This window comes from Nocardia sp. MH4, from assembly GCF_019266065.1.
Classification (GTDB): Bacteria; Actinomycetota; Actinomycetes; order Mycobacteriales; family Mycobacteriaceae; genus Nocardia; species Nocardia canadensis.
The window spans coordinates 182,357-204,045 of the sequence record NZ_LPNR01000112.1 but is presented as its reverse complement, the minus strand read 5'-3'; the positions used below and the strand labels follow the sequence as shown (position 1 = coordinate 204,045).

General features: G+C 70.1%; 19 protein-coding genes. 6 read left to right on the top strand and 13 right to left on the bottom strand.

Going from position 1 to position 21,689, the window contains the following annotated elements:
• Positions 1-47: 47 nt before the first annotated feature.
• Complete coding sequence (locus ATM97_RS23085) at positions 48-1,049, top strand: saccharopine dehydrogenase (RefSeq protein WP_218720140.1); 1,002 nt, start codon at positions 48-50, stop codon at positions 1,047-1,049.
• A gap of 6 nt (positions 1,050-1,055) precedes the next feature.
• Here the strand turns inward: ATM97_RS23085 and ATM97_RS23080 are convergent, their stop codons facing one another.
• Positions 1,056-1,256, bottom strand: a complete 201-nt coding sequence (locus tag ATM97_RS23080) for a hypothetical protein (protein WP_255588257.1) — start codon at positions 1,254-1,256, stop codon at positions 1,056-1,058.
• 23 nt (positions 1,257-1,279) lie between these two features.
• Complete coding sequence (locus tag ATM97_RS23075) at positions 1,280-2,416, bottom strand: epoxide hydrolase family protein (protein ID WP_218720139.1); 1,137 nt, start codon at positions 2,414-2,416, stop codon at positions 1,280-1,282.
• Between the two features lie 62 nt (positions 2,417-2,478).
• Here ATM97_RS23075 and ATM97_RS23070 point away from each other — a divergent pair, with 62 nt between their 5' ends.
• Entirely contained in the window at positions 2,479-3,444 is a 966-nt protein-coding gene (locus tag ATM97_RS23070) for a YafY family protein (RefSeq protein WP_218720138.1), read from the top strand.
• A gap of 30 nt (positions 3,445-3,474) precedes the next feature.
• Here ATM97_RS23070 and ATM97_RS23065 read toward each other — a convergent pair whose 3' ends face one another.
• The 8 genes from ATM97_RS23065 to ATM97_RS23030 form a co-directional block, all read right to left on the bottom strand.
• The gene (locus ATM97_RS23065; RefSeq protein ID WP_218720137.1) at positions 3,475-4,302 is read right to left on the bottom strand and encodes an alpha/beta fold hydrolase; all 828 of its coding nucleotides are present in this window, start codon (positions 4,300-4,302) and stop codon (positions 3,475-3,477) included.
• Positions 4,303-4,409: 107 nt separating this feature from the next.
• A complete protein-coding gene (locus ATM97_RS23060) occupies positions 4,410-5,777 on the bottom strand; it encodes an MFS transporter (RefSeq protein WP_218720136.1) in 1,368 nt (455 codons plus the stop codon).
• A gap of 273 nt (positions 5,778-6,050) precedes the next feature.
• Positions 6,051-7,487, bottom strand: coding sequence for a three-helix bundle dimerization domain-containing protein (locus ATM97_RS23055; protein ID WP_308248593.1), 1,437 nt, complete (start codon positions 7,485-7,487; stop codon positions 6,051-6,053).
• A gap of 223 nt (positions 7,488-7,710) precedes the next feature.
• The gene (locus ATM97_RS23050) at positions 7,711-8,319 is read right to left on the bottom strand and encodes a DUF308 domain-containing protein (protein WP_218720135.1); all 609 of its coding nucleotides are present in this window, start codon (positions 8,317-8,319) and stop codon (positions 7,711-7,713) included.
• A 73-nt stretch (positions 8,320-8,392) separates the two neighbouring features.
• Positions 8,393-10,780, bottom strand: a complete 2,388-nt coding sequence (locus tag ATM97_RS23045) for an excinuclease ABC subunit UvrA (protein WP_308248592.1) — start codon at positions 10,778-10,780, stop codon at positions 8,393-8,395.
• Positions 10,781-10,823: 43 nt separating this feature from the next.
• Entirely contained in the window at positions 10,824-12,029 is a 1,206-nt protein-coding gene (locus tag ATM97_RS23040) for a GNAT family N-acetyltransferase (RefSeq protein ID WP_218720134.1), read from the bottom strand.
• A gap of 50 nt (positions 12,030-12,079) precedes the next feature.
• Complete coding sequence (locus ATM97_RS23035; RefSeq protein WP_218720133.1) at positions 12,080-12,706, bottom strand: 1,4-alpha-glucan branching protein; 627 nt, start codon at positions 12,704-12,706, stop codon at positions 12,080-12,082.
• Positions 12,707-12,714: 8 nt separating this feature from the next.
• Positions 12,715-14,166: a S8 family serine peptidase gene (locus ATM97_RS23030; RefSeq protein ID WP_255588256.1), complete on the bottom strand. Its 1,452-nt coding sequence runs from the start codon at positions 14,164-14,166 to the stop codon at positions 12,715-12,717.
• Between the two features lie 364 nt (positions 14,167-14,530).
• On the opposite strand from ATM97_RS23030, the gene ATM97_RS23025 reads away from it, so the two are divergent.
• Positions 14,531-16,240 (top strand): glycoside hydrolase domain-containing protein, encoded by a 1,710-nt coding sequence (locus tag ATM97_RS23025; protein WP_218720132.1) that lies wholly within the window; start codon positions 14,531-14,533, stop codon positions 16,238-16,240.
• Positions 16,241-16,242: 2 nt separating this feature from the next.
• Here ATM97_RS23025 and ATM97_RS23020 read toward each other — a convergent pair whose 3' ends face one another.
• Together ATM97_RS23020 and ATM97_RS23015 are read right to left on the bottom strand one after the other, a co-directional pair.
• Complete coding sequence (locus ATM97_RS23020; RefSeq protein ID WP_218720131.1) at positions 16,243-16,431, bottom strand: hypothetical protein; 189 nt, start codon at positions 16,429-16,431, stop codon at positions 16,243-16,245.
• A gap of 10 nt (positions 16,432-16,441) precedes the next feature.
• On the bottom strand, positions 16,442-17,407 hold the full coding sequence (locus tag ATM97_RS23015; protein ID WP_308248591.1) for a hypothetical protein: 966 nt from the start codon (positions 17,405-17,407) through the stop codon (positions 16,442-16,444).
• 835 nt (positions 17,408-18,242) lie between these two features.
• Here ATM97_RS23015 and ATM97_RS23010 point away from each other — a divergent pair.
• The 3 genes from ATM97_RS23010 to ATM97_RS23000 all read left to right on the top strand — a co-directional run bounded on the left by ATM97_RS23010 (position 18,243) and on the right by ATM97_RS23000 (position 21,058).
• Positions 18,243-19,037: a type II CAAX prenyl endopeptidase Rce1 family protein gene (locus tag ATM97_RS23010; RefSeq protein WP_218720129.1), complete on the top strand. Its 795-nt coding sequence runs from the start codon at positions 18,243-18,245 to the stop codon at positions 19,035-19,037.
• Between the two features lie 555 nt (positions 19,038-19,592).
• Positions 19,593-20,132 (top strand): TerD family protein, encoded by a 540-nt coding sequence (locus ATM97_RS23005; protein WP_218720128.1) that lies wholly within the window; start codon positions 19,593-19,595, stop codon positions 20,130-20,132.
• A gap of 194 nt (positions 20,133-20,326) precedes the next feature.
• The gene (locus ATM97_RS23000; protein WP_218720127.1) at positions 20,327-21,058 is read left to right on the top strand and encodes an alpha/beta hydrolase; all 732 of its coding nucleotides are present in this window, start codon (positions 20,327-20,329) and stop codon (positions 21,056-21,058) included.
• 25 nt (positions 21,059-21,083) lie between these two features.
• Here ATM97_RS23000 and ATM97_RS22995 read toward each other — a convergent pair whose 3' ends face one another.
• Positions 21,084-21,662 (bottom strand): hypothetical protein, encoded by a 579-nt coding sequence (locus tag ATM97_RS22995; RefSeq protein WP_218720126.1) that lies wholly within the window; start codon positions 21,660-21,662, stop codon positions 21,084-21,086.
• Positions 21,663-21,689: the final 27 nt, after the last annotated feature.

Below are 21,689 nucleotides of genomic sequence, written 5' to 3'. Positions count from 1 at the left end.
CAAAGAGTAGGTTACAAACTGTAGCTTAGCTGGCGAGAGGAACGACCATGGCCCACGCACCATCCGTCCTGATCCTGGGCGGTTCCGGCCAGGCAGGCTCCGACACGGCGGCCCTGCTGCGCCGCTGGTATCCGACCCTGCCGCTGACGATCGCGGGCCGCGACCTCGACCGAGCGCAGCGAGTCGCCGACAGCCTCGGCACGGCCACCGCGATCACGATCGACCTGCGCCGCCGCGATCTCGGCCTGCCCGACGGCGTCGTCTTCTCGGCGGTGGTCGCCACCCTCTGGGACGACCGGCTCCACGGACTCCACTACGCCCAGGATCACGCGGTGCCGTATCTGAGCATCTCGAGCGGGCTGCTCGATATCGGGCCCGAGGTCGTCGCGGGCGCCCGGCGGGCCAGCGCCGCACCGATTCTGGTGGCGAGTCATTTCCTGGCCGGACTCGCCACGCTCGCGGCGCTGGCGACCGCGCGCGAGTTCGCCTGGGTCGACAGCGTCCGGCTCGGGGCGATCCTGGACGAGACGGACACCGGTGGCCCCGCCGGGATCGCCGATCTGGAACGGTGGTCGGCGGTGACCTCGGCGGGTCTGGTGCGACGCGACGGCGTCTTCACCTGGGTGGCCGCCGAGAACGCGCAGGCCGAGGTGCGCGCTGTCGACGGCACCCGGCTGCCTGGGCAGAGCATTCCCATCCTCGACGTGGCGAGCCTGGCGCTGGCGACCGGAGCACCGGATGTGCGGGTGGATCTCGCGGTCGGCGAGTCGCCTGGCCGGCGCCGGGGTGTGGCGGCCTCGATCGAGATCGGCATCGACCTCGACGGTGTCGACGTTGCGGGCGCGACGCTGCGCCGCAGCCGCCACCTGGTCCATCCCGCGGGTCAGCGACCGCTCACCGCCCTCGGAATCGTCCTCGGCGTCGAGCGGCTGCTGGGTCTGCGCGGCGAGCCGGTCGGCCCGGGCACCTACACCCCGGAGGCCTTGATCGACCCCGGCTACGCCGCACAGCGGATGACCGAGGTCGGCGCCGTGTTCGTCGACGCGTAGACCGGCCTACAGCACGGCCTGCGTCCGGGTGGTGTTGCCGACGAGTTCGCCCGCGTCGTCGTGGATCTCGGTCTCCACATCGAGGAAGGCGCAGACCGCGCCGGTGGCGTCGGCCAGCGACATCAGCACGCCGCAGTGCAGCGCGCCACCGATCGTGCAGAGGGACTCGTCCCGGGCCGGCCTGCTGCGCACCACGTCGGGCGACACACGGTCCGCGATCCGGGCCGCCGTCAGCGCAGCGGCCGGAAGAACTCCCGGAGATCGTCGACGAGCAGGTCGGGTGTCTCCATCGCCGCGAAGTGCCCGCCCCGGTCGAATTCGGTCCAGCGCACGAGGTTGTTCTGCTTCTCGGCGATGCCGCGAATCGTGGTGTCGCCGGGGAAGACCGCGATACCGGTCGGGACCCCGGAGCTGGGCAACTCGGCGCCCCACTGCTGGGACTCCTTGTACAGGCGCATCGAGGAGCCCGCGGTGCGGGTGAACCAGAGGACGGCGATCTCGGCGAGCAGCGCGTCGCGGTCGAGGGAGTCCTCGGGCAGCGCGGCGGCGGGATCCTTGTAGGTGTTGACGACGTCGACGACCCAGCCGAGCAGACCCGCGGGTGAGTCGGTGAGCGCGTGGGCCAAGCTCTGGGGGCGAGTGCTGTGCACACTCGCGTACGAGGAGGTCTGGTTGCTGTTCCAGTCCTGCAGAGCGGCCAGCTTCTCCTGGTCCCGCGCGGAGTAGCCCGCGCCGTCGTCGTCCCAGGCGGGAATGGTGATGGCGGCGTTGAGGTGGACGCCGGCGACCCGCTCGGTGTCGATCCGGCCCAGGTGCGGGGCGATGAACGAGCCCGCGTCACCCCCTTGGGCGCCGTAGCGCTGGTAGCCGAGGCGGCGCATCAGTTCGGCGATCAGGACGGCGGACTGTTCGGTCGCGGCCTGGCCGGCCTCCCGGGTGGGACCGGAGAAGCCGAAGCCGGGCAGGCTCGGGACGACCACGTCGAATGCGTCGCGCGGGTCGCCGCCGTGGGCGGCGGGATCCGTCAGGGGTCCGAGGGTGGCACCGAAGTCGGTGAACGGCCACCCGTGGACCAGCACCAGCGGCAGCGCGCCGGGTTCCGGCGAACGCACGTGGGTGAAATGCAGGCGTTGACCGTCGAGTTCGGTGACGAACTGCGGTCGTGCGTTGCGTGCGGCTTCGGCGGCGCGCCAGTCGAAGCCGGTGCGCCAATAGTCGGCCAGACCGTGCAGGTAGGCGGTGGGCAGGCCATAGGTCCAGCCGGTGCCTGGTAGATCGTCGGTCCAGCGGGTGCGGGCGAGACGCTCGTGCAGATCGTCGAGGTCGGACTGCGGAATGTCGATCCGGAAGGGGTGGATGTCGTTCATGTCCACCACGCTACGAAGCGCTTAGGTCGAAATCGGTCCTAAGTCGCGGGCATTCTGGAGGCATGTCCGAGACCTCTGCCCGCTTGCTCCGGCTGCTGTCGCTGTTGCAGACCCATCGCTCGTGGTCCGGTGCCGAACTCGCCGCCGAGCTCGACGTCACCGCGCGCACGGTACGGCGCGACATCGAGCGACTGCGCGGCCTGGGCTATCCGGTGCAGGCGCTGCAGGGGGCGGCGGGATACCGGCTGGGTGCGGGCGCATCGATGCCGCCCCTGCTGCTCGACGACGAGGAGGCGGTCGCTGTGGCGGTCGGTCTGCGGACCACCTCGGGTGGCACGGTCACCGGGATCGAGGACGCGTCGCTGCGCGCGCTGGCCAAGCTGGACCAGGTGCTGCCCTCCCGGCTGCGGCACCGGCTGACCACCTTGCAACAGGCGATGGTGCGGGTCGCCGCCGAGGCGCCCCGGGTGAGTCCCGCGACGCTGCTGGCGATCGCGGAGGCGTGCCGCCGGCACGAGCGTCTGCGCTTCGACTACACCGATCACGCGGGTCGTGTCTCGCGCCGTGCTGCCGAACCCGATTCGCTGGTCAATGTCAGCAGGCATTGGTATCTGGTGGCCTGGGATGTCGATCGCGCGGATTGGCGCTCGTTCCGGGTCGACCGGCTGGTTCCGCGCGTCCCGACCGGTCCGCGCTTCACTCCGCGCCCGCCGCCCGACGGTGACGCGGCCGCATACCTCTCGCGCAGGCTGTCGGTGGCCTCATGGCCATGGCGCACGGTGGTCACCCTGCACTGTTCGGCCACCGTGGTCGCCGAGCGGCTCTGGCCGGGCACCGGGGTTCTCGAAGCGGTCGACGACGTCAGCTGTCTGCTACACCTGGGCGCCGACTCCCCCGCTTCACTGGCGTGGATGATCACCGGCCTCGACACCGATTTCACCGTCACCGGCCCACCCGAGCTCCTCGCTGCGTTGGAGCGTGTGAGCGCGCGCTGCCGCGACGCCCTCCCCGCCGCACCTGATGCGTAGTTGCATCGACTGCCGAATCGATGGCTCGGGTCACGGCTCGTCGATGACTTCCTGCAGCCGGAGCGCGAAAGCCGCGGGATCGCCGACGAATCCGGTGTGATCGCCGGGGAACAGCACCGGCTCCGTCCGCAGCTCGGCGGCCAGGACGCGCGCGGTCCGGTCGCAGAACTGCCCTGCCGAGTCGGCGCCGATGCCGACCATCACCCGGGTGGGCACGGCGCGCAGCAAGGGCGGGTCGGGAACCCACCCGGTGGTGGCGCGCAGTTCGTGGTCGAACCAGTGGCGTTCACTGGCGACCTGCTGGGGGTCGCGCTCGCCGCCGAACAGGTGCTCGACCATCTCGTCCGGGATCGGCAGAGCGGCCTGGGCGAAGAACTTCCGCCACGCGCCGACCACGTCACCGCGATCGTAGGTGGCGATGATCTCCTCGGTGACGGCCCGCTGCTCGGCGGCGTCGGGCAGCAGTTCCCGCAGGGGCGGTTCGTGGGCGACGACAGTGGTGACCCGATCGGGATTGGTCTGAGCGAGGGCCAACGCACTGACCGCGCCGCCGCTGGAGCCGAAGACCACGGCGGGACCGGCGTCGAGGTGGGCGATCAGCCGGGCGAGGTCGTCGGCGCGGGCCGAGACGGTCGAGTCCTGGTGCGGATCGTCGAGGGGGCTGGCGAAATGGCCGCGTGGGTCGGTGGTGAGCACGGTATTGGTGGCGGCGAGCTGTTCGGCCGCGGGCGCGAACGAGGCGGCGTTCATCGGCGCGCCGACGAGCACGAGCAGTGGCCCCGACCCGCGGACCTCGTAGTACAGGCGGGCGTCGGGCACCACAAGGGTGCCGGTGGTGACGGCGGAACTGGCGGTCATACGACCCTCCCGGATCTCGGCTACAGGTAGCACTCGTTGAGACGGGGCCGAGCCGGCGAACTCATCGCTGCGCCCGAAATCTTTTTCGCGCCAGATCCTCCCGCAGGTCAGGATGGTTTCGTCGGCGCGAACCGGGCCGAGGCCAACACCAGCAGGCCGCAGCCGCACACCACCGACCACCCGATCCGCGCCGGATGGTCACCGGCGATCAGCCCACCGGCGACGGCGATCCCGACCGCCGCGCCCACCTGCCGGGCGGTGGAGGCGATACCGCCCGCGACACCGGCGCGGTCGGCGGGCAGCCCGCTCACCGCGGTATTCGTGATCGGCGCGTTGGCGAAACCGAACCCGATGCCGATCGACGCGAACGCGATCAGCAGCACCGTGGTCTCCGCCTCGGCCCCGGCGACCACGAGGGCCAGGCCGCCGACGGCGAGGAAGCCACCGGCCAACAGCAGCGGCGCCCTGGCCCCGATCCGCCCGACCAGCACTCCCGACAGCGGCGCGCACAGTGTCGCGCCGACAGCCAGTAACAGTGTGAACGCACCGGCGGCGACCGCGCTCATCCCCCGTTCGTGTTGCAGATGCCAGGTACTGAGCAGCAGCGTCGTCGTCAAGGCGACGAACACCACGACAGCCCCGGAGACGGCGGCGGTGAACGGCGGCCGCCGGAACAGTCGCAGGTCCATCAGCGGCGCGGCCACCCGGCCCTCGACCCGGACGAATCCGACGACGGCGAGCGTGATTCCGAGGTAAGCCGAGACCGCGAGGGGCGAGGTCCACCCGATCCGCTGGCCCTCGATCAACACCGCGATCACCCCACCGACCACGACGACCAGCAGCACCTGACCCACGAGGTCGATCCGACGCGGCCGCCCCTGCGACTCCGGCACGAACAGCCCTGTCAACCCCAGCGCCACGACCACCACCGGCACCGCGATCCAGAACACCGACCGCCACCCGAACCAATCCACCAGCGCGCCACCGAGCGTCGGCCCGACCGCCATGCTCAGCCCGAACACCGCCGCCCACACTCCGATCGCCCTGGCCCGCTGCCGGGCATCGGTGATCGCGGCGACCACGATCGCCAGCGCCACCGGACTGAGCATCGACCCGCCGATCCCCTGCGCGACCCGCGCGAGAATCAGCACCTCGACCGTGGGCGCGACCGCGCACACCGCCGACGCGACTCCGAAAACGACGAGCCCGAGCCGGAACACCCGCCGCCTGCCGAACCGGTCGGCGAGCGCGCCGGAGGTGATGAGGAAGCTCGCCAACGCCAGCGTGTAGGCGTCGACGATCCACTCCAGCCCCTGCGTGCCGACCTGTACACCGGCCCCGATCGACGGCAGTGCCACGGTGACGATAGTGGTATCGAGCCCGACGACGAACAGGCTCAGCGAACACACGGCCAGTACGGTCCATGGGCGGACGACACCGGCCGTGACGTGGGTGCGGATGGGATTGTCCAGCATGAATCAGCCTCCTCGGTGCAGCGCCCGAGTATCACCACCACGGCGAGAGGATGACGAGATTACTTGCTGGAACGGCAAATCCGACCGTCGGACGATGCTGCGACCTCGACCACGCGCCTTCGCCCACCGCCATTCGATCGCGGCGAACCGGCGACGCATTCAGGCAGGTGTTCGGGGCGGAACGCGGTGCTCGGCTCGACGCGTTCGGCCCGATCACAGCGCGCGAGTGCCGCGCAGCGGCCCGGCTGCACGGCACTCGCGGTGATGACGAGGTCAGTTGTAGGACTTCGCGACACCGTCGAGCAGGTGCTCGAGGGTGTCGTAGGCGGGGGCGTCGACGACATCGATCAGGTCGGCGGGCACCGGCACATCGCGCTCGGCGGCGACGGCGGTGAACTGGGCGTTGTCGCCGGTGCGGAACCCGTGCAGGGCCGCGAGGCGACGCAGTTCCGGGTTCTCGGTGAGCAGCTTGCCGACCTTGTCGCCGGTGCCGGTCAGCGGGACCAGGGTGTGGCTGGACAGGACGGTCGGGGTCGGGTAGGTCAGCACCATGTCCGGCTTGATCTTGCCCTTGCCCGCCGCCTCGACGAACTGCGCCTCGTAGATGCACACCAGCGGGGTCGGGCCCATGCCGTTGGTCAGGTACTGCGTGAACGGGCCTTCGCTGCTGTTGTCGGTGTAGCCCTGGGCGAGGAACAGTTTCGACAGCGCGGGCAGCACGTGCTGTTCGGCGGTGGCGCCGCGCACGATGGTGTGGTCGTTGGCGACGTAGCTCGCGATCGACAGGTACATGGCCGCGGAGTTGGAGCTGCGCGGATCGGTGGTCGAGACCAAGATGTTCTTCTCGACGGGGTAGGTGGTGTTGTCGGGTAGGTCGTCCCATTGGACGCCGGTACCGGCCAGCTCCAGGTACCGGTTCATGTCGAAGGTCGCGACCGGGCCCGGCTTGATCACGCCCGCCGTGGTGAGCAGATCCGCGATCGGCCGATAGGTGGCGATGGCGATCGGCGAGGCGAACGGTGTGTATTTCGCGGTGACATTGCGCTGGCGCTGGATCCGTTCGGCGGCGGGACTGCTGGACGGGAACGCGAAGTCGTAGCGGTCCAGGTCGACGGTGGTCGCGATCTGCCGTGACCCGGCCGGCTCGACCTCCACCCGGATTCCGTTGTCGGCGAGCACCCGCACGACCTGCTCGTCCTGGAAGAACGACACCTTCTCGGACCCGACGACACCACGCACGACGGTCGCCGGCGCCCCGGTCGGTGCCGCGGCCGGGGTCTCGCCGCCGCCGGGGAGCAGGATCACCGCGGCCGCGACGGCGGCGACGACGGTGACCGCACCGATCGACAGGGGCAATACGCCGCGCCTGCTCACCAGGTGCCGGGCCCGTTCGGCGGTCGAACTCTCGTCCTCGGCGGCGCGAACCGGTTCGGGGGCGACGGCACGGCCGGCGGCCGCCGGAGCGGGCACCCGCACGGTCGGGTCGGGGTCGGCCAGCTCGGTGCGCACGATCCGCTCGACCAGAATGGGCACGAACTCCCGGATCGGCTTGCCCGCGAAACGATGGTGCGCGGCGCCCACCGCCGAGGTCACCTGGTCTGCGGGGACGTTCTCGGACAGGTCTTCGACCAGACTCTCGGTCATGCGCCGCATGGCCAGCTCTTCACGCTGGACGGTATCGGCGGCTTCGCCGGGGGTTACGCGCGACACCACATTTCTCCTGGGCTCACATCGGGCTGCGGACGACGGCGCGCGTCGACCGGGCCCTCCCGTGCGCACGCCGCGGGCCACGCTACCGGCGCGCAGCACAGTTACCCCAGCGGTGAGCGGCCGGGCACGCAGTGTTCAGCACTCGCTCCGCTGCCCGCAATGTCGCGTTGTCCGGGTGTTCGCGTAAACATCGAAACACGCTCTGCGAGTGTGGGATTCACTACTATTGCCCGGCGGCGGCCGATCTGCGGACGGTGGTGGGGTCCGGCTGCGAGCGCCGCGCACCGCGCAGTACCGTACGCAGCATCCCACCCGCGAGCTGTTCCAGCACGCCGATCACCACCAGCGCACTGCCGGCGACCGTCGCCAGCCCCGTGACGGTCTCGAATTTCATCGCGATGACGGTGATCCCCATCGCGGTGGTGCACAGACCGCAGATCTCGTGCAGCCAGCCGTCGACGACGCCGTCGTCCCAGGCCGCGACCAGCGCCTGCACGATGCCGCGCACCGACCACCCGATCCCGATCCACAGGGCCAGCAGCTCGATATTGCCGCCGCTGAAAGCCAGCGCCGCCAGGATGACGGTCAGCACCGCGCTCACCAGCACCAGCACCCGCAGCGGAAACGCCATGTGCGCCGCCACCGCGAGATAGGCCTGGATTCCGGCACTCAGCAGCAGCGCGACGCCGAACAGCAGAGCCAGCGTGGCGTCGCTGCGGCCGGGCCACACCAGTGTCGCGACGCCGAGAGCGAACGAGCACCCGCCGGCGATCAGCATCGCCTGCCGGGTTCGGTCCTGCGCCGGATTCCCCTCCCCGTCAGTCACGGGCATTGCCCCACGATAGGCCCTCGCCGACCGATAGCCGTAGATTTGCCCGGGCGCGCCGCGATCGTCGTCACCGCGGTCATGCCAACCGCTCCCGCAGGTAGGGCGCGGTCCGGCTGACCGGGTCTGCCGCGACCTGCTCCGGTGTCCCCTGCGCCACGATCCGTCCCCCTTGTGCCCCGCCGCCCGGCCCCATGTCGATGACGTGATCGGCCTGCGCGACCACGGTCATGTCGTGCTCGACCACGATCACCCCGGCGCCGGAGTCGACGAGTGAATTCAGCTGGGTCAGCAGGATGTCGGTGTCGGCGGGGTGCAGCCCGGTCGTGGGCTCGTCGAGCAGGTAGACGGTGCCCGCGCGCCGGGCCCGTTGCAGTTCGGTGGCCAGCTTCACCCGTTGTGCCTCGCCGCCGGACAGTTCGGTGGCGGGCTGACCCAACCGCAGGTAACCGAGCCCCACCTCGGTCAGGGCCCGCAGCGCCCGCGCGACCACCGGGACGTCGGCGAGGAATCGTGCGGCCCGATCCACCGACATCTCCAGCACCTCGGCGATGGTGGCGTCGCGGTAGCGGATCTCGAGGGTGCGCGGGTTGTAGCGGGCACCATGGCAATCCGGGCACGGGGTGTAGGTGCTGGGCAAGAACAGCAGCTCCACCGTGATGTACCCCTCGCCCTGGCAGGCGGGACACCGGCCTTCGGCGACATTGAACGAGAAGCGGCCGACGCCGTAGCCGCGGGCCCGCGCGTCGTCGGTGTCGGCGAACAGCTTGCGGACGGTGTCGAACAGGCCGGTGTAGGTGGCCAGATTGGAGCGCGGCGTCCGCCCGATCGGCGCCTGATCGACCTCGACCACCCGCACGATCTTCGGGTCGGCGGTGGCGGTGGTCGAGATCGCGTGCAGCAGGCTCGATTTCCCCGAACCGGAGACGCCGGTGATCGCGGTGAACACCCCGAGCGGGATGTCGGCGTCGAGCTCGCGCAGGTTGTGGCTGGTGATCGCGCGCAGTTCGAGGGTGCCGTTGGGGGTGCGGTCGGCGCGTGGCGCGCGAGTGACCTCGTCGAACAGGTAGGGGCGGGTGACCGACTCGGTGACGGTTCGCAGCCCGTCGACCTCACCGCAGTAGAGGACGCGCCCGCCGTGTACTCCGGCGCCGGGGCCGATATCGATCAACCAGTCGGCGTGGCGCACGACGTCGAGGTCGTGCTCGACGAGGAACACACTGTTGCCGGATCGCTTGAGCCGGCCCAGCACCGTTGTCAGTGCGGCGGTGTCGGCCGGGTGCAACCCCGCCGAGGGCTCGTCGAGAATGTAGACGACGCCGAACAGTCCCGAGCGCAACTGACCCGCCAGCCGCAGCCGCTGCAACTCGCCGCCGGACAGGGTCGGGCTCTCCCGGTCGACGCTGAGGTAGCCGAGACCGAGCTCGATGAGGACCTCGATGCGGGAGATCAGGTCCTGGGTGAGCACGGCGGCCGCACCCGTGCCCTCGGTGTGCGGGCGCAGCACCGCGACCAGGTCGCTGAGCGGCATGTCGGCCAGTTCGGTGATGTTGTGGCCCGCGAACGTCACCGCCAGCGCTTCGGGTTTGAGCCTGCGCCCGTCGCACAGCGGGCAGGTCGCCGTGTGCAGGTACTCCGCCGCACGCTTGCGGGTGGCCTCGCTCTTGGACTCGGCGTGCGCGCGCAGCAGCAGCCGTTCGGCGCTGGTGTAGGTGCCCTGATACGGGCGATGGATCCGGTGGGCTTCGCGCTCGGGTTCCACGGTGACCACCGGCTTCTCGTCGGTGAACAGGATCCATTCGCGCGCCTGCGGCGACAGTTGCCGCCACGGCCGATCGATGTCGTAGCCGAGCGCGGCCAGCACGTCGCGCAGGTTCTTGCCCTGCCACGCGCCGGGCCAGGACGCGATCGCGCCGTCGCGAATGCTCAGCGACGGGTCGGGCACCATCGATGCCTCGGTCGCCTCGTGGACGACGCCCTGACCGTGGCAGCGGGGGCACGCGCCCTCGACGGTGTTGGGCGAGAACGCGTCCGAGTACAGCCGATTCGTGCCCGCCGGATAGTGACCGGGTCCCGTGCGGGCCGGGCCCGTCGGATAGTCGCCTTCGCGCGACATGAGCAGCCGCAGCGAGTTCGAGATGGCGGTGACCGTCCCGACCGTCGACCGCGACGAGGGCGAGGATCGTCGTTGCGCCAGCGCCACCGTCGGCGGTAGACCGGTCACCTCGTCGACGTCGGGCGCCTCCACCTGATGCAGCAATCGTCTGGCATACGGTGCCACCGACTCCAGGTAGCGGCGTTGCGACTCCGCGTACAACGTGCCGAAGGCCAGCGACGACTTGCCCGAACCCGAGACCCCGGTAAACGCGACCAGGGCGTTTCGTGGCATGTCCGCGTCGACGTCACGCAGATTGTGGACCCGAGCGCCGCGCACCCGAACCGAAGGATCGACCTCGTGCGAATCCACAGCTACCCAGACTACGCGACCGGTCCGGGAATCCGGGTATGCGCTAGAAGAACCAGCCCAGCTCCGGCGCGCGCTCAGCGGTGAAGGCCGCGTCGAGATCGCGCAGCGCGGCCGCGTCGTCGACCCGGATCCGGTGCGCGGCGGCCAGGCCCCGGGCGCGGTGCGCACCGAAATACAACGCGCCCAGCACATTGATATCCAGACCGAGCGCGGCGGTTCGGGTGGTGGGTGCGCATTCGGCGACGCCGTCGCGCACGCGCAGCGCGAAGGTGCCACCGGCGGAACGGAACGGGTCGTGCACAGCCAGGACCGTGTCGAGGTCGTGCCGGTAGCCGCGGGCGGTGAGCGCGGTGGGCACATCCATCAGCCGCGCCCACAGCGAGTCACCGCGATCGAGCACGCGGGCCGCCCGGGAATCGGTGAGCAGGTACGGCAGCGGATCGTCGTCGGCGATCTCGACGTCGATCGTCTCGACCAGATCCAGCCCGAGCAGCACCCGCCACAGCGCGGCGTGCGCGTCCGGGGTGAGCGCCCGGTACTCCCATACCGACGCGGTGGAATGTCCGTCGCGCCAACGCCGCCGATACAGGGCGTAACCGTCGGGGTGGACCAGGGCGAACAGCGTCGTGGCGCCGTCGCGGTGGCGTTCCACGTCGGCGAAGAACAGATCCCATTTGGCGTCGGGCCGCACCTGCGCGCCCGGCACCGTCGGCTGCCAGCGCTCGTAGATCGCCCGGATGTGCGGCGCCGCCTCGGCCAGGGTGGCCAGCTCCACGCCGCCGGGATCGGGCGTGGTCGAGCGGAACTCGGCTCGACGGCGGTCGATGGAGATCGTGGTCGACAGGATCGCCGGGTCGTAGCCGAACCGGCCGTAGATCGTGGCCTCGCTGGCGGTGAAGATCGTCAGCGGCAGCCCGTCGGCTTCGGTGCGCTCGTGCTGAGCGGTGTACAGCTCACGCAGGATGCCACGCCGCCGATGCGTCGGCGCGACCGCGACGCCCGAGACACCACAGGCCTGGACCTGCCGTGCCCCCGGCACGGTCACCGTCATCGTCCGGTCGACGGTGTGCCCGACGACCCGGTCACCGTCGACCGCGACCAGTGACCGCTCGACCGGAAACAGTTCCCACCGGTACGGGAGTTCGTCGGACCCGTACCGCATCCCGAATCCGGTCTCCTGCAATCCGGTGATCGCGTCCGCGTCCGCGCTGGTAGCCGACCGCACGGTGATGCTCTTCGCCGATGCCATCTCCGTACCCTCCCACGGCGGCACGGCACCGCACATCTCATTTTCCAGGGCTACCGCGAAAGCAAGCTCACCAGTTCGACCGGATGGCGAGTTGGCCCGTCCAGCTCGTAGGGCGCGGCGAGGGTTCCCGGCGCACCGGAGGGTCGCCCCGCGGGTGAACGGTGAAATCGCAGGATGCCCGCGGTCCCGATCGGTACCTCGGTCGCCGTGTCGCCGTCGACAGCGGTACCGATGTGGGCTTGCGCCGTGATGGTCCCGGTCGGCACGACCGACACCGACGGGTCGGGTGTGTCGCTGCGATTCTGTGCCTGCGCCGCCACTCGCCCGCTCAGCAGTTCCAGTATCGCGGCGACGGCGATCGGATCGGCGGCGCCGTCGTAGATCCACCGTCGACCGAGCACCCCGTGCTCGGCGGTTCCCAAGAGCGCGCTCTCGGCATCGGCCAGTGCGGCGCCGCGATAAGTCAGTGGCACGTTGTACACCACCGGACGGGCGGCGGAATCGTCGACGACCAGCACGAATTCGATGCCGACCGCCCCCGCGGGATCGTCGATCCGAAACCCACCGACCTTGCGCAGGCGCGGCACCCGGCCCCGGTACCACGGTCGCCGGGGCAACATCGTCTCGATCAACGCGAGCTTGCTGGGAACCAGCGTGGTGTGGTGGATGACAGCCATGCCGCAGGCTACCCGTGTGCCGTCATCGCTCGCAGGTCCGGCAGGGCGCCGATGCGCTGGGTCACCGGCCGGCCCGGCGCCGCTGTTTGAGGTGAGCCGGTGGCACGCAGCAGTGCCCGGACCTGATCCGGGGTCGCCCGGCCCGGACCGATGGCGCGCATGCCCTGGTACGCGGCGACGGCGCCGACGACGATCGGGGACGCGCTCGAAGTGCCGCTGAATTCGTCGGTATACCAGAAGTCTTCGTCGGCGCCGCCCTGGAGGTCGCCGTAGCCGGTGGTGGTGACCTCGCGGCCCCAGCCCTGGGCATCGAGGCGGACGCCGTAGTTGGAGAACGGGAGCCGGGAACGCGCGGGGCCGTGGTCGCGGCCGTGCAGCCCGGGCGGCGGCGCGCCCGCGCCGACCAGAACGGCGCCGGAATCGGCGTCGCCACCGCGGAACGGGTTGTGCCAGCCGGTGGGGAAGTCGCCGGGGCGCGCGTCGTAGACGGGGTCGTCGAGGTTCTCGTTGCCGTTGCCCGCGGCCTCCACCACGACGATGCCGCGCCCGACGGCGTAGCGGATGGCGGCGAAGTCGTCGGGCCACCATTCGACGGCGATGTAGCCGCGCTGGTCGGGCTGGCCGCGATAGTCGAATCGAGGTCCGGGACGATGCAATTCGATGAGCAGGACGTCACCGGGGTCGAGCGCGTCGGCCGCGGACCGGATCGCGGCGGCCGAGCCGACCCCGAAGATCGAGATCGCCCGGATGTGCGCCTCGGGCGCGATGCCGGTGACACCGTAGGCATTGAGATCGCCGCTGATCTCCCCGGCGACGGCGGTGCCGTGATTGCGCCACCCGAGTTCGGCCGAGGACGTGCCGCCGATGACTCCGCCCTGGTTCTGCCGCAGGTCCTCGTGGGTGAATCGCCAGGCGCCCTCCACATCGATCACCCGCACGCCGGTCCCGAGCCCACCCGGCCGGGTGTGCGCCCAGGCCGCGTCGATCCCGGCCGGCGCGGCGTCGAGATAGCCCTGTCTGGTCCGGAAGTCGGGAGTGACCGCGGGCGCGTCCGGCGCGACGGTGTTGTGCGCCAGCGGTGCGAGTGGCGGCTCGGCGGCCGGTTTCACGTAGGCCGCGGCGACGGTGTCGTCTCGCCGCAGTCGATCCGCGAGCGCGGCCAGGTCGCCGACCTGCCCGCGCACCGTGTAGTAGCGCAGGTACTCCCCCGCCACCGATGCTTGCGAGGTATCGGCCAAACGCGCGGCCAGCCGATTATCCGGTCCGAAGATCGGCACCAGGTGGGTGTCGGCGGGCAGCAGTTCGTCGACCCGGGCCCGCACGGACCGGCTCTCCCGCAGCGCGATCGGCGTGATCTCGGTACCGGTGGCCGTGGTGAGAACGACCAGTTCGGCAGGGGCCACCGCGGGGCCGGGCACCCCTGGTCGGCGCTGCCTGCTGGGTCGAGCGGTGGAAGCCATGGCTACCAGTGAACAGGCCGCGCCGCCGGGCCGCTACCATTGCGCCGCAACCCGATTCGCGACACGCCGCGCCGGTGCGCCGCAACGCGCCGAGCCCGCGCGAGTCGCATCGAAAACCGCTGTTCCGCACCGCCCCCGCGTACGGCCCGATTCCGCCCGCGTTTGCCGGTCGGCGCGGTCGGGTACTGTCCCGATCGTCAGCGAATCCCGGTGCGGTGCTGAGTGTTTCGCTTAGAATGGGTGCAGGGTGAGATCCTCGGCACCCCGGTACCGATTCTCGGGTACCAGCGTAACCCTGCAGCCGACGCGCGGGGTACGAGCGTGAGCCATGCCATCGGATATGTAGTCATGCAGGGGGTCAACCATGTCCACAGCTGTCGATTTCGCCGCCCGTCTCATCGATCCGGCCGCCATCGCCGCGGCCGGGCACTCGGCGGTTCTCGCCTATGTCTCTCCCAGCAGGCCCGGCGCGAACTTCGGTGCCAAACCGATCACCGTCGACTATGCCCGCGCGTTGGAGTCCGCCGGCCTGGACATCGTGTCGATCTGGCAGTTCGGCAAACCCGGCGATCCCACCCCATCGGATTGGACCACCGGGTTCGACGGCGGCAGGCGCATGGCCGAACAGGCACTGGCCACCCATCTGAGTCTCGGCGCACCGCGCCGGGCACCGATCTTCTTCGCCGTCGACGAGGACATCTCCCTGTCCCAGTGGAACAGCACCGCAGTCGAGTTCTTCCGCGGCGTGAACGCCGTCCTCGGCACCGAATGGACCGGCATCTACGGGCATTCCCGGGTGTGCGCCTGGGCGATCGAGGATGGTGTGGTCGGTGGTCGCGGCGGATTCAGCTGGGTCTGGCAGACCCGCGCCTGGTCGGGCACCGAGCGCGAACCACGCGCCGTGCTCTACCAGCGGGTGATCGACACACCGAGCAACCCGGGGCCCGTCATCGACGGCACGCACGTCGATGTGAACGACATCCTGGCCCCCGACTTCGGTCAGTGGAGCATCGACCGCTCCGTGGTGATTCCCGCGTTCACCGAACTCGACCGGCTCGGTCCCTCGCACTCCTCCCGCGACGGCGCCCGGGTCACCAACTTCATCCTGCACACCCAGGAGGGCAACGGCACCGCGGAATCGTTGGCGGCCTACCTGAACAATCCGGCCAACGGCGTCTCCTACCACTACACGCTGCGCGACGCGGTGCTGGTGCGGGTCGTGCCCGAAGAACTCGCCTCCTGGTCGGTGCTGTCGGCCAACCCGTTCACCGTCAATCTGTGCTTCGCGGGCAGCCGGGTCGCCTGGTCACGCCAGGACTGGCTGTCCATCGACGAGGATCTGCGCATCGCCGCCTATGTCGCGGTCCGCAGCGCACATCGACACGGGTACCCGACCGAGGTCATCGCCCCCGACTATCACGTCGCCGACGGCATCACCGACCACAACTACGTGACCAGGGCGCTCGGCATCGGCAGTCACACCGATGTCGGCCCGAACTTTCCGTGGGACGTCTTCGCCGCGCACGTCGCCGAATTCGCCGGCACCGCGCCGAACGCCATCGACGACCGCGCCGCGGCGTCGCCGTGGCTGGGCGCGCGCCGCACCATCGGCGAGATCGCCACCCCGGATGGAGTGGGCCGCTTCGCCGAGTTCGAGCACGGCGATGTCTACTGGCACCCGGCCACCGACGCCCACGCCATCCCCACCGCGATCATGACCAAGTACGCCGAGCTCGGCTGGGAGGCGGGTCCCCTGGGCTACCCGATCGCCGAGCACGCCGAGTTGCCCGACCCGCGCGGCACGGGCCCCGGCCTCGCCCAGGCCTTCCAGGGCGGCACCGTCTATCGGCGGGCCGGTCAGCCCGCCTATCGCGTGCACGGCGCGATCGGCGCGCGCTGGTCGGCGTCCGGATTCGAGAACGGTCAGCTGGGCTGGCCGGCCTCCGACGAAATCACCCACGACGACGGCAGGTACCAGGAGTTCGAGTTCGGCCGCATCTACTGGGTTCCCGACCAGATCGTCGCGCTGCGCAACTCCGGCGACCCCGACACGCCGCTCGCCCGCCCGGCCTAGGGTCAGGACAGCAGGATCGCGAGGGTGGTGGCGCCCGCACCGAGGACCAGCGCCGCCACCACCAGGATCGCGATCAGCCGGACCTTCGGTGAGGGACCCGTGTAGGTGTCCTCGTCCTCGTGCAGCATCGCGGTGAGGTCGACGGCGGCGAACTCGCGTGTGGACTCCAGTGGTCCGGGCTGGTCGGTCATGGCGCTGACGCTAGTCCAGTGCGCCGCGCGCCGCGCCGGTTAGCGCGTTCGCCTCGGCAGGTGATCGGGTCGCGGCCAGCAGTTCGTCGAGTTGGCGTTCGGCGCGTTCGGCACGGGCGAGGGTCTGGGTGCGGGCATCGTCGAGCGCGGCGAGCCGTTCGGAGGTCTCCGCCCTGACCCGTTCCAGCGCGGCGGCCGATTCGGTGCGCCAGGTTTCGGCGTCGGTGATGGCGGTGCGGCGCAGGTCGGCGAGTTCGGCGCGCGTGCGATCGAGTTCGGTCCGGGTCGCCTCCAGTTCGCTTCGGGCCCTGCGCCATTCCTCGCGCGCTTCGCTGGCGGCTTCCACTCGTTCGGCGGCCGCGGCCTCGGCCCGTTCGGTCGCCCGGTCGGCGTCGGCGGCCCGCTGCACCGCCAGGTCACGTTCGGCCTGTGCCGCGTTGACCCTGGCTTCGGCCTCGCGACGGACCTGGGCGATCTCGGTGTCGGCGCGCTGTTCGGCGCGCGCGGTCTGGTCGGCGGCGTCCTGCCGGATCCGTTCGATCTCCTCGGCAGCGTCTCGTTGCGCGGCACGGACTTCGGCCTCGGCCGCGCTGCGCGCCGCGAACACCTCGTCGGCGGCCTGTTTCGTCAGGCGCTCGACCTCGGCCAAGGCCTCGTCGCGCGCCGCGTGCGCGGCAGCGATCAGCTGCTCGGCGTCCTCGGCAGCGCCTGCGGCGTCCTCGGCCGCCGATTCGGCGTTGGCCCGGGCTTCCTCCGCCTCCCGGCGGGCTTGTTCGGCGGCGACCGCCTTCATGTCGGCTTCCGCGATCCGTCGGGCGGCATCGGCCTGCACGGCCTGGACCTGGGCCTCGGCCACCGAGGGGTCGCCCAGCGTCGACAATTCCGCGACGGCGGCGTTCAGCGTCGTGCCCAATTGCTCGGCCAGTCCCCGGAACTGGCCGAGCAGCTCATCCGCACGCAGCCTCGCCACGGTCACCGGACCTTGAGTCGTCACAGTGACGTTTTCGACCCCACCCTCCGACTCCTGCTGTAGGCGTTGCCTTTCCCGCCATGCCCGCCATCGGGTGTGGTCCGGGTGGTCGCAGTATTCGGAGGGACGACCCGGACCGCCGCCGCGGGTGATGGGACGGGCACAGCCGGGATAGTTGCAGACGCTCGACACGGGAGAATCGTAACGTTGGTTTCGTCAATTCTTTACGAATTAGACGAAACGAAAACCGTGTCGCCCCTTCGGGGCTCAAATCCGCTTACCACACATCTGACCGCCGATAAGTGAACATTATCGGGGGTCAGTGCCGCTCCTCTCGGCTGAACACCTCGGAGTATTTCCGTTTCCGTTTGGTCGCAGCCAACGTAACGTAACTGCGACAGAACCTCTCGAAAACTAGGGGCAGTGGTACACCCGTACCGTTCGTGCTGCCTGGCCGGAATTGTTGGCCGTAGCCGTGCCCGTGCTGATGGCGCTCGTCGCCGGAGCCGGTGGTCCGCTCCCCTAGGGAGTCGCTTACCCGGGCCGGGATGCGGTTGGGTATCGGCCGGAAGCGCCAGATGTTGCCCACCCCGGAAAGGCACTGGCTCGATCAGTTCGTCGCGAAGCCTCACGGACATGATGCGAATCGGCACGTGCTGGCGAACAATGCTGTCGAGCGGGAACTTTCATCACCGCACCGGTCGCCGACATCGGACTCGGCCCGCCGAAGGCGCCCGCTGTCCCCCGATTAGCTGGCTGATCGCCACGGCGATCGACACCGGCGTGCCGGGAATCCTTCCAGCGGCACCATGCCCGGACCCGAACCGATATCTTGACCGACATGAGCACGCCAGAATCCGCGTTGCCGGTCACGCGGCCCGGCCGCCGCCTGACCTATCCGATGTTCGCGCTGATCGTGATCGTCTACCTGGCGATCATCCAGCTCGGCGGTCTGCTGATGGCGGCCCTCACCGACTCCGACGACTTCCTGTCCACGCGCGCGGTGTTCTTCGGCATGATCATCCCGCTGGGTGTGGCCTTGGCCTTCACCTACGGCGTGATCACCTACCTGGGCTGGTTGCGGCCGGTCCTGCACGACGACCGGCCCACCCGGTCCTGGGTCCGGATCGTGCCGATCGTTTTCGTCGTCGCGATCGTCTTCGGTATCAACTACAGCGCGTTGGCCGACAAGGGCCTGCTCTATGTGCTGGTGCTGTTGATCGCCACCCAGTTCGTGGGCTGGGGTGAGGAGGGCATGTTCCGCGGCATCGGTGTGCTGGTGTTGCGGGATCATGGGCTGACCGAGGGCCGGGTCGCGTTGTGGTCGAGCATCGTGTTCGGCGCTGTGCACTTGACCAACGGAATAACGCACGGCGTCAGCGCGCTGCCGCAGGCCGTCGTCGTCAGCCTGGCCGGCTACTTCTTCTACCTGACCCGCCGGGTCAGCCGCGGCAACACGGTCAACTCCGTCCTGCATGGGCTGTTCGACTTCACCCTGCTCACCGGCACCGTCATCCTGGCCGATCAGGCCATCTACCCGGGCACCCTGCTGCCGATCCTGGTCTACCCGGTGCTGGCGATCGTGCTGCTCGTCAAGCGGCACAGCATCGAGCCCGCGACCGCTCCCGCTGCCTGACCCTCTCGCCGCAGACCGAGCGACCGCTGTGTCCCTGTGGACCGCCGGTGGCTCGGCATGGACACGCGCACCATCGTGCCCGCGCCGAGCGTCTTCGCCCTGGCCTTTGTGCAAGGGGTACTGCTGCCGCAGGTCAATGCGGCGATCCCGGAGAAGGACGTCACCGTCACGGGTGATGTGATCGCGTTGCACCGCGGCGTGGGGCATTCCGCAAGACCGGCACCGGCCGGGCCGGACGCGCCCGCAACCACCGTGTCCTCGAAGCGATTTTCGACCTGGCCGACGCGCTGGCCGCGGAGCGCGGCGCCGAGACGCCGCGGGTCGAGTTCGCCCGCTCGGAGGTCACCCGTCTGCGCGCCGGTCGCCCGGCCACCGAGGCGCAGTTCCCGGTCGAGGCGTGACCGGGCGGGACGAATCGCTCTGTCGCGCACCGCCTCCCGGCCCCCGCATCCGCGCCTGGATTGCGGGGGCCGGATCCGTGGGGCATGTTTGCGGGGAATCGCGCCGGGGGATCCGAACGGCAACCGGCCGAAGCCAATCGACCAGGAGCGTCTTATGCCCGGAGCAGTCCCCCGCACCACCCTCACTCACGTCACCCTGGGACTGGGCTGGGATCCTGCGCGCTCGGGCAATTTCCGGCGGCGCGCCAAGGACATCGACCTGAACGCGGCCGCGTTGGCGTTCAGCGGAACCGACTTCGTCGACATCGCCTATCACGAACAGCTGACCTCGCGCGACGGCGCCATCCGGCACCTCGGCGACAGTGTCGACGGCGTCGGTGACGGTGACGACGAACTCATCGTCACCGACCTGACCCGGCTGAACCCCGCCGTCACCACCGTCGTCTTCCTCATCACCTGCTATACCGGTCAGCCCTTCGACCGGATCGAGAACGGCTTCTGCCGACTCCTCGACAGCGTCACCGGCACCGAGATCGCCCGCATCGACCTGGCCTCCGCGCACTCCCACACCGGCCTCGTCCTGGGCGTCCTCCGCCGGACCGACCACGAATGGACCTTCACCTACATCGCCGAACCGCTCACCGCCCAGCACGTCGCCGACGCGGTCCCCCACCTCACGGCCTACCTGCGCTGAACCGCGCGGCAGCCCTCGCGAGAAAACCTGTTGGCGGACCATGGCGGCCGCTGCTACCTTTCCGGAGACCGTGTGAGACAACGAGGAGGTGGTACCTGTGAACGCAGTATCGGTACGGGTGCTCCCCTTCGGGGTCACGGTCGGGCGATAGGTCGTCCGGGAGCGCCGCACGAGCACTCCCGAAAGGCACGACCATGCACGTCACCTCCGCACGCCGCCTCGACGACGGCGTCCTCGAACGACACTTCACCCTCGACGAGATCCCCGGCATCCTGTGGACACCCGCATCCGTATCCGCACCGGCACCGTTGATCCTGGTCGGCCACCCGGGCGGACTGCCCGCGATGTACCCCCGATTGGCGGCCCGCGCCCAGCACGCCGCGGCGGCGGGCTTCGCCTCGGCCACCATCGAACTCCCCGGCGGCGGTGAACGTCCCCGCTGCGCTGTCACCGAGCAGGCAGTCGTCGACCTGCGCAGGGCACTGGATGCCGGTGAGCCGGTCGATGACGACATCGTCGACCGGCTCGTCCTCCCGCTGGTCGACAAGGCGGTCCCGGAATGGCGGACAGCCCTGGACGCTCTCCTTGCGCTGCCCGAACTCGGCGGCCCGGTCGGCTATTCGGGCGGGGTGATCTCCCTCGGCATCCGGCTGGCGCTCGTCGAGCCCCGCATCGCCGCCGCGCTGCTGTTCGCCGGTAGTTTCGTGCCCCGCACCATGTTCGAGGAAGCCCGACAGCTCACCATTCCGCTGCAGGTCCTGCTGCAATGGGACGACGAGGGCAACGACCGGCAGCAGGCCCTCGACCTGTTCGACGCGTTCGGGTCCGAACAGAAGACGCTGCACGCGAACATGGGTGGGCACACCGGAGTACCGCGATTCGAGGCAGACGCCGGGAATCATTTCTTCGCCCGTCACCTGACGTGAGCTGGTCGTAGTCCGACTGGGCTCGTCAGCCGTTCAGGGCCGAGAGGTGGTGATCCCACGCCGCGGAACGACGGCGGGCGACGACGAACGCGGTGCCGTAGGTCATGGCCCAGGCGACGAGCCCGGCGGTCACCAGGATCACCACCGCGGCACCGATACCGTTCACCACGGCCGCGTCGGTGGTCCTGGGTTCGCGGACCGGGACACCGGCGTCGTTCAGCCATACCGGAATCACCTGGCCCTCGGTGGTTTTGCGGGAGACGGTCACCGTCGCGACGACCGGCCCGGAGGTGCCGGGCCAGCTCACCCGTGCCTGATAGAGGTGGCCCGAGGTCCGTTCTGGACGGTCCAGTACCAGCCCCTGCACGACGTCGACGCCGGCACGTTCGGCCTGGATGTCGGCGACGTCATCGGAATAGGTGATGGTCCCGACCGCGCCGGCTACCGGCACAGCCGCCAGCAGCAGCGCGACCGCGCACACTCGGGCCACCGCCAGCAGCCGGTCGGGCCAGCGCATGAGCGGGTTGGTGTTCCACGGCCGGCATCGCCACAGCCGCGCCGTGCGCGTCGCCACGGCGTCGATATGAAACGTGGTCGCGGTCATGGTGATCACTCTCCTCGGTGCACCGGC

Excerpts from the sequence above, each read along its gene's own strand:
- ATM97_RS23085 (WP_218720140.1), top strand. The coding sequence starts at position 48 with ATGGCCCACGCACCATCCGTCCTGATCCTGGGCGGTTCCGGCCAGGCA.
- ATM97_RS23075 (WP_218720139.1), bottom strand. The coding sequence starts at position 2,416 with ATGAACGACATCCACCCCTTCCGGATCGACATTCCGCAGTCCGACCTC.
- ATM97_RS23070 (WP_218720138.1), top strand. The coding sequence starts at position 2,479 with ATGTCCGAGACCTCTGCCCGCTTGCTCCGGCTGCTGTCGCTGTTGCAG.
- ATM97_RS23065 (WP_218720137.1), bottom strand. The coding sequence starts at position 4,302 with ATGACCGCCAGTTCCGCCGTCACCACCGGCACCCTTGTGGTGCCCGAC.
- ATM97_RS23060 (WP_218720136.1), bottom strand. The coding sequence starts at position 5,777 with ATGCTGGACAATCCCATCCGCACCCACGTCACGGCCGGTGTCGTCCGC.
- ATM97_RS23050 (WP_218720135.1), bottom strand. The coding sequence starts at position 8,319 with ATGCCCGTGACTGACGGGGAGGGGAATCCGGCGCAGGACCGAACCCGG.
- ATM97_RS23040 (WP_218720134.1), bottom strand. The coding sequence starts at position 12,029 with ATGGCATCGGCGAAGAGCATCACCGTGCGGTCGGCTACCAGCGCGGAC.
- ATM97_RS23035 (WP_218720133.1), bottom strand. The coding sequence starts at position 12,706 with ATGGCTGTCATCCACCACACCACGCTGGTTCCCAGCAAGCTCGCGTTG.
- ATM97_RS23030 (WP_255588256.1), bottom strand. The coding sequence starts at position 14,166 with ATGGCTTCCACCGCTCGACCCAGCAGGCAGCGCCGACCAGGGGTGCCC.
- ATM97_RS23025 (WP_218720132.1), top strand. The coding sequence starts at position 14,531 with ATGTCCACAGCTGTCGATTTCGCCGCCCGTCTCATCGATCCGGCCGCC.
- ATM97_RS23020 (WP_218720131.1), bottom strand. The coding sequence starts at position 16,431 with ATGACCGACCAGCCCGGACCACTGGAGTCCACACGCGAGTTCGCCGCC.
- ATM97_RS23010 (WP_218720129.1), top strand. The coding sequence starts at position 18,243 with ATGAGCACGCCAGAATCCGCGTTGCCGGTCACGCGGCCCGGCCGCCGC.
- ATM97_RS23005 (WP_218720128.1), top strand. The coding sequence starts at position 19,593 with ATGCCCGGAGCAGTCCCCCGCACCACCCTCACTCACGTCACCCTGGGA.
- ATM97_RS23000 (WP_218720127.1), top strand. The coding sequence starts at position 20,327 with ATGCACGTCACCTCCGCACGCCGCCTCGACGACGGCGTCCTCGAACGA.
- ATM97_RS22995 (WP_218720126.1), bottom strand. The coding sequence starts at position 21,662 with ATGACCGCGACCACGTTTCATATCGACGCCGTGGCGACGCGCACGGCG.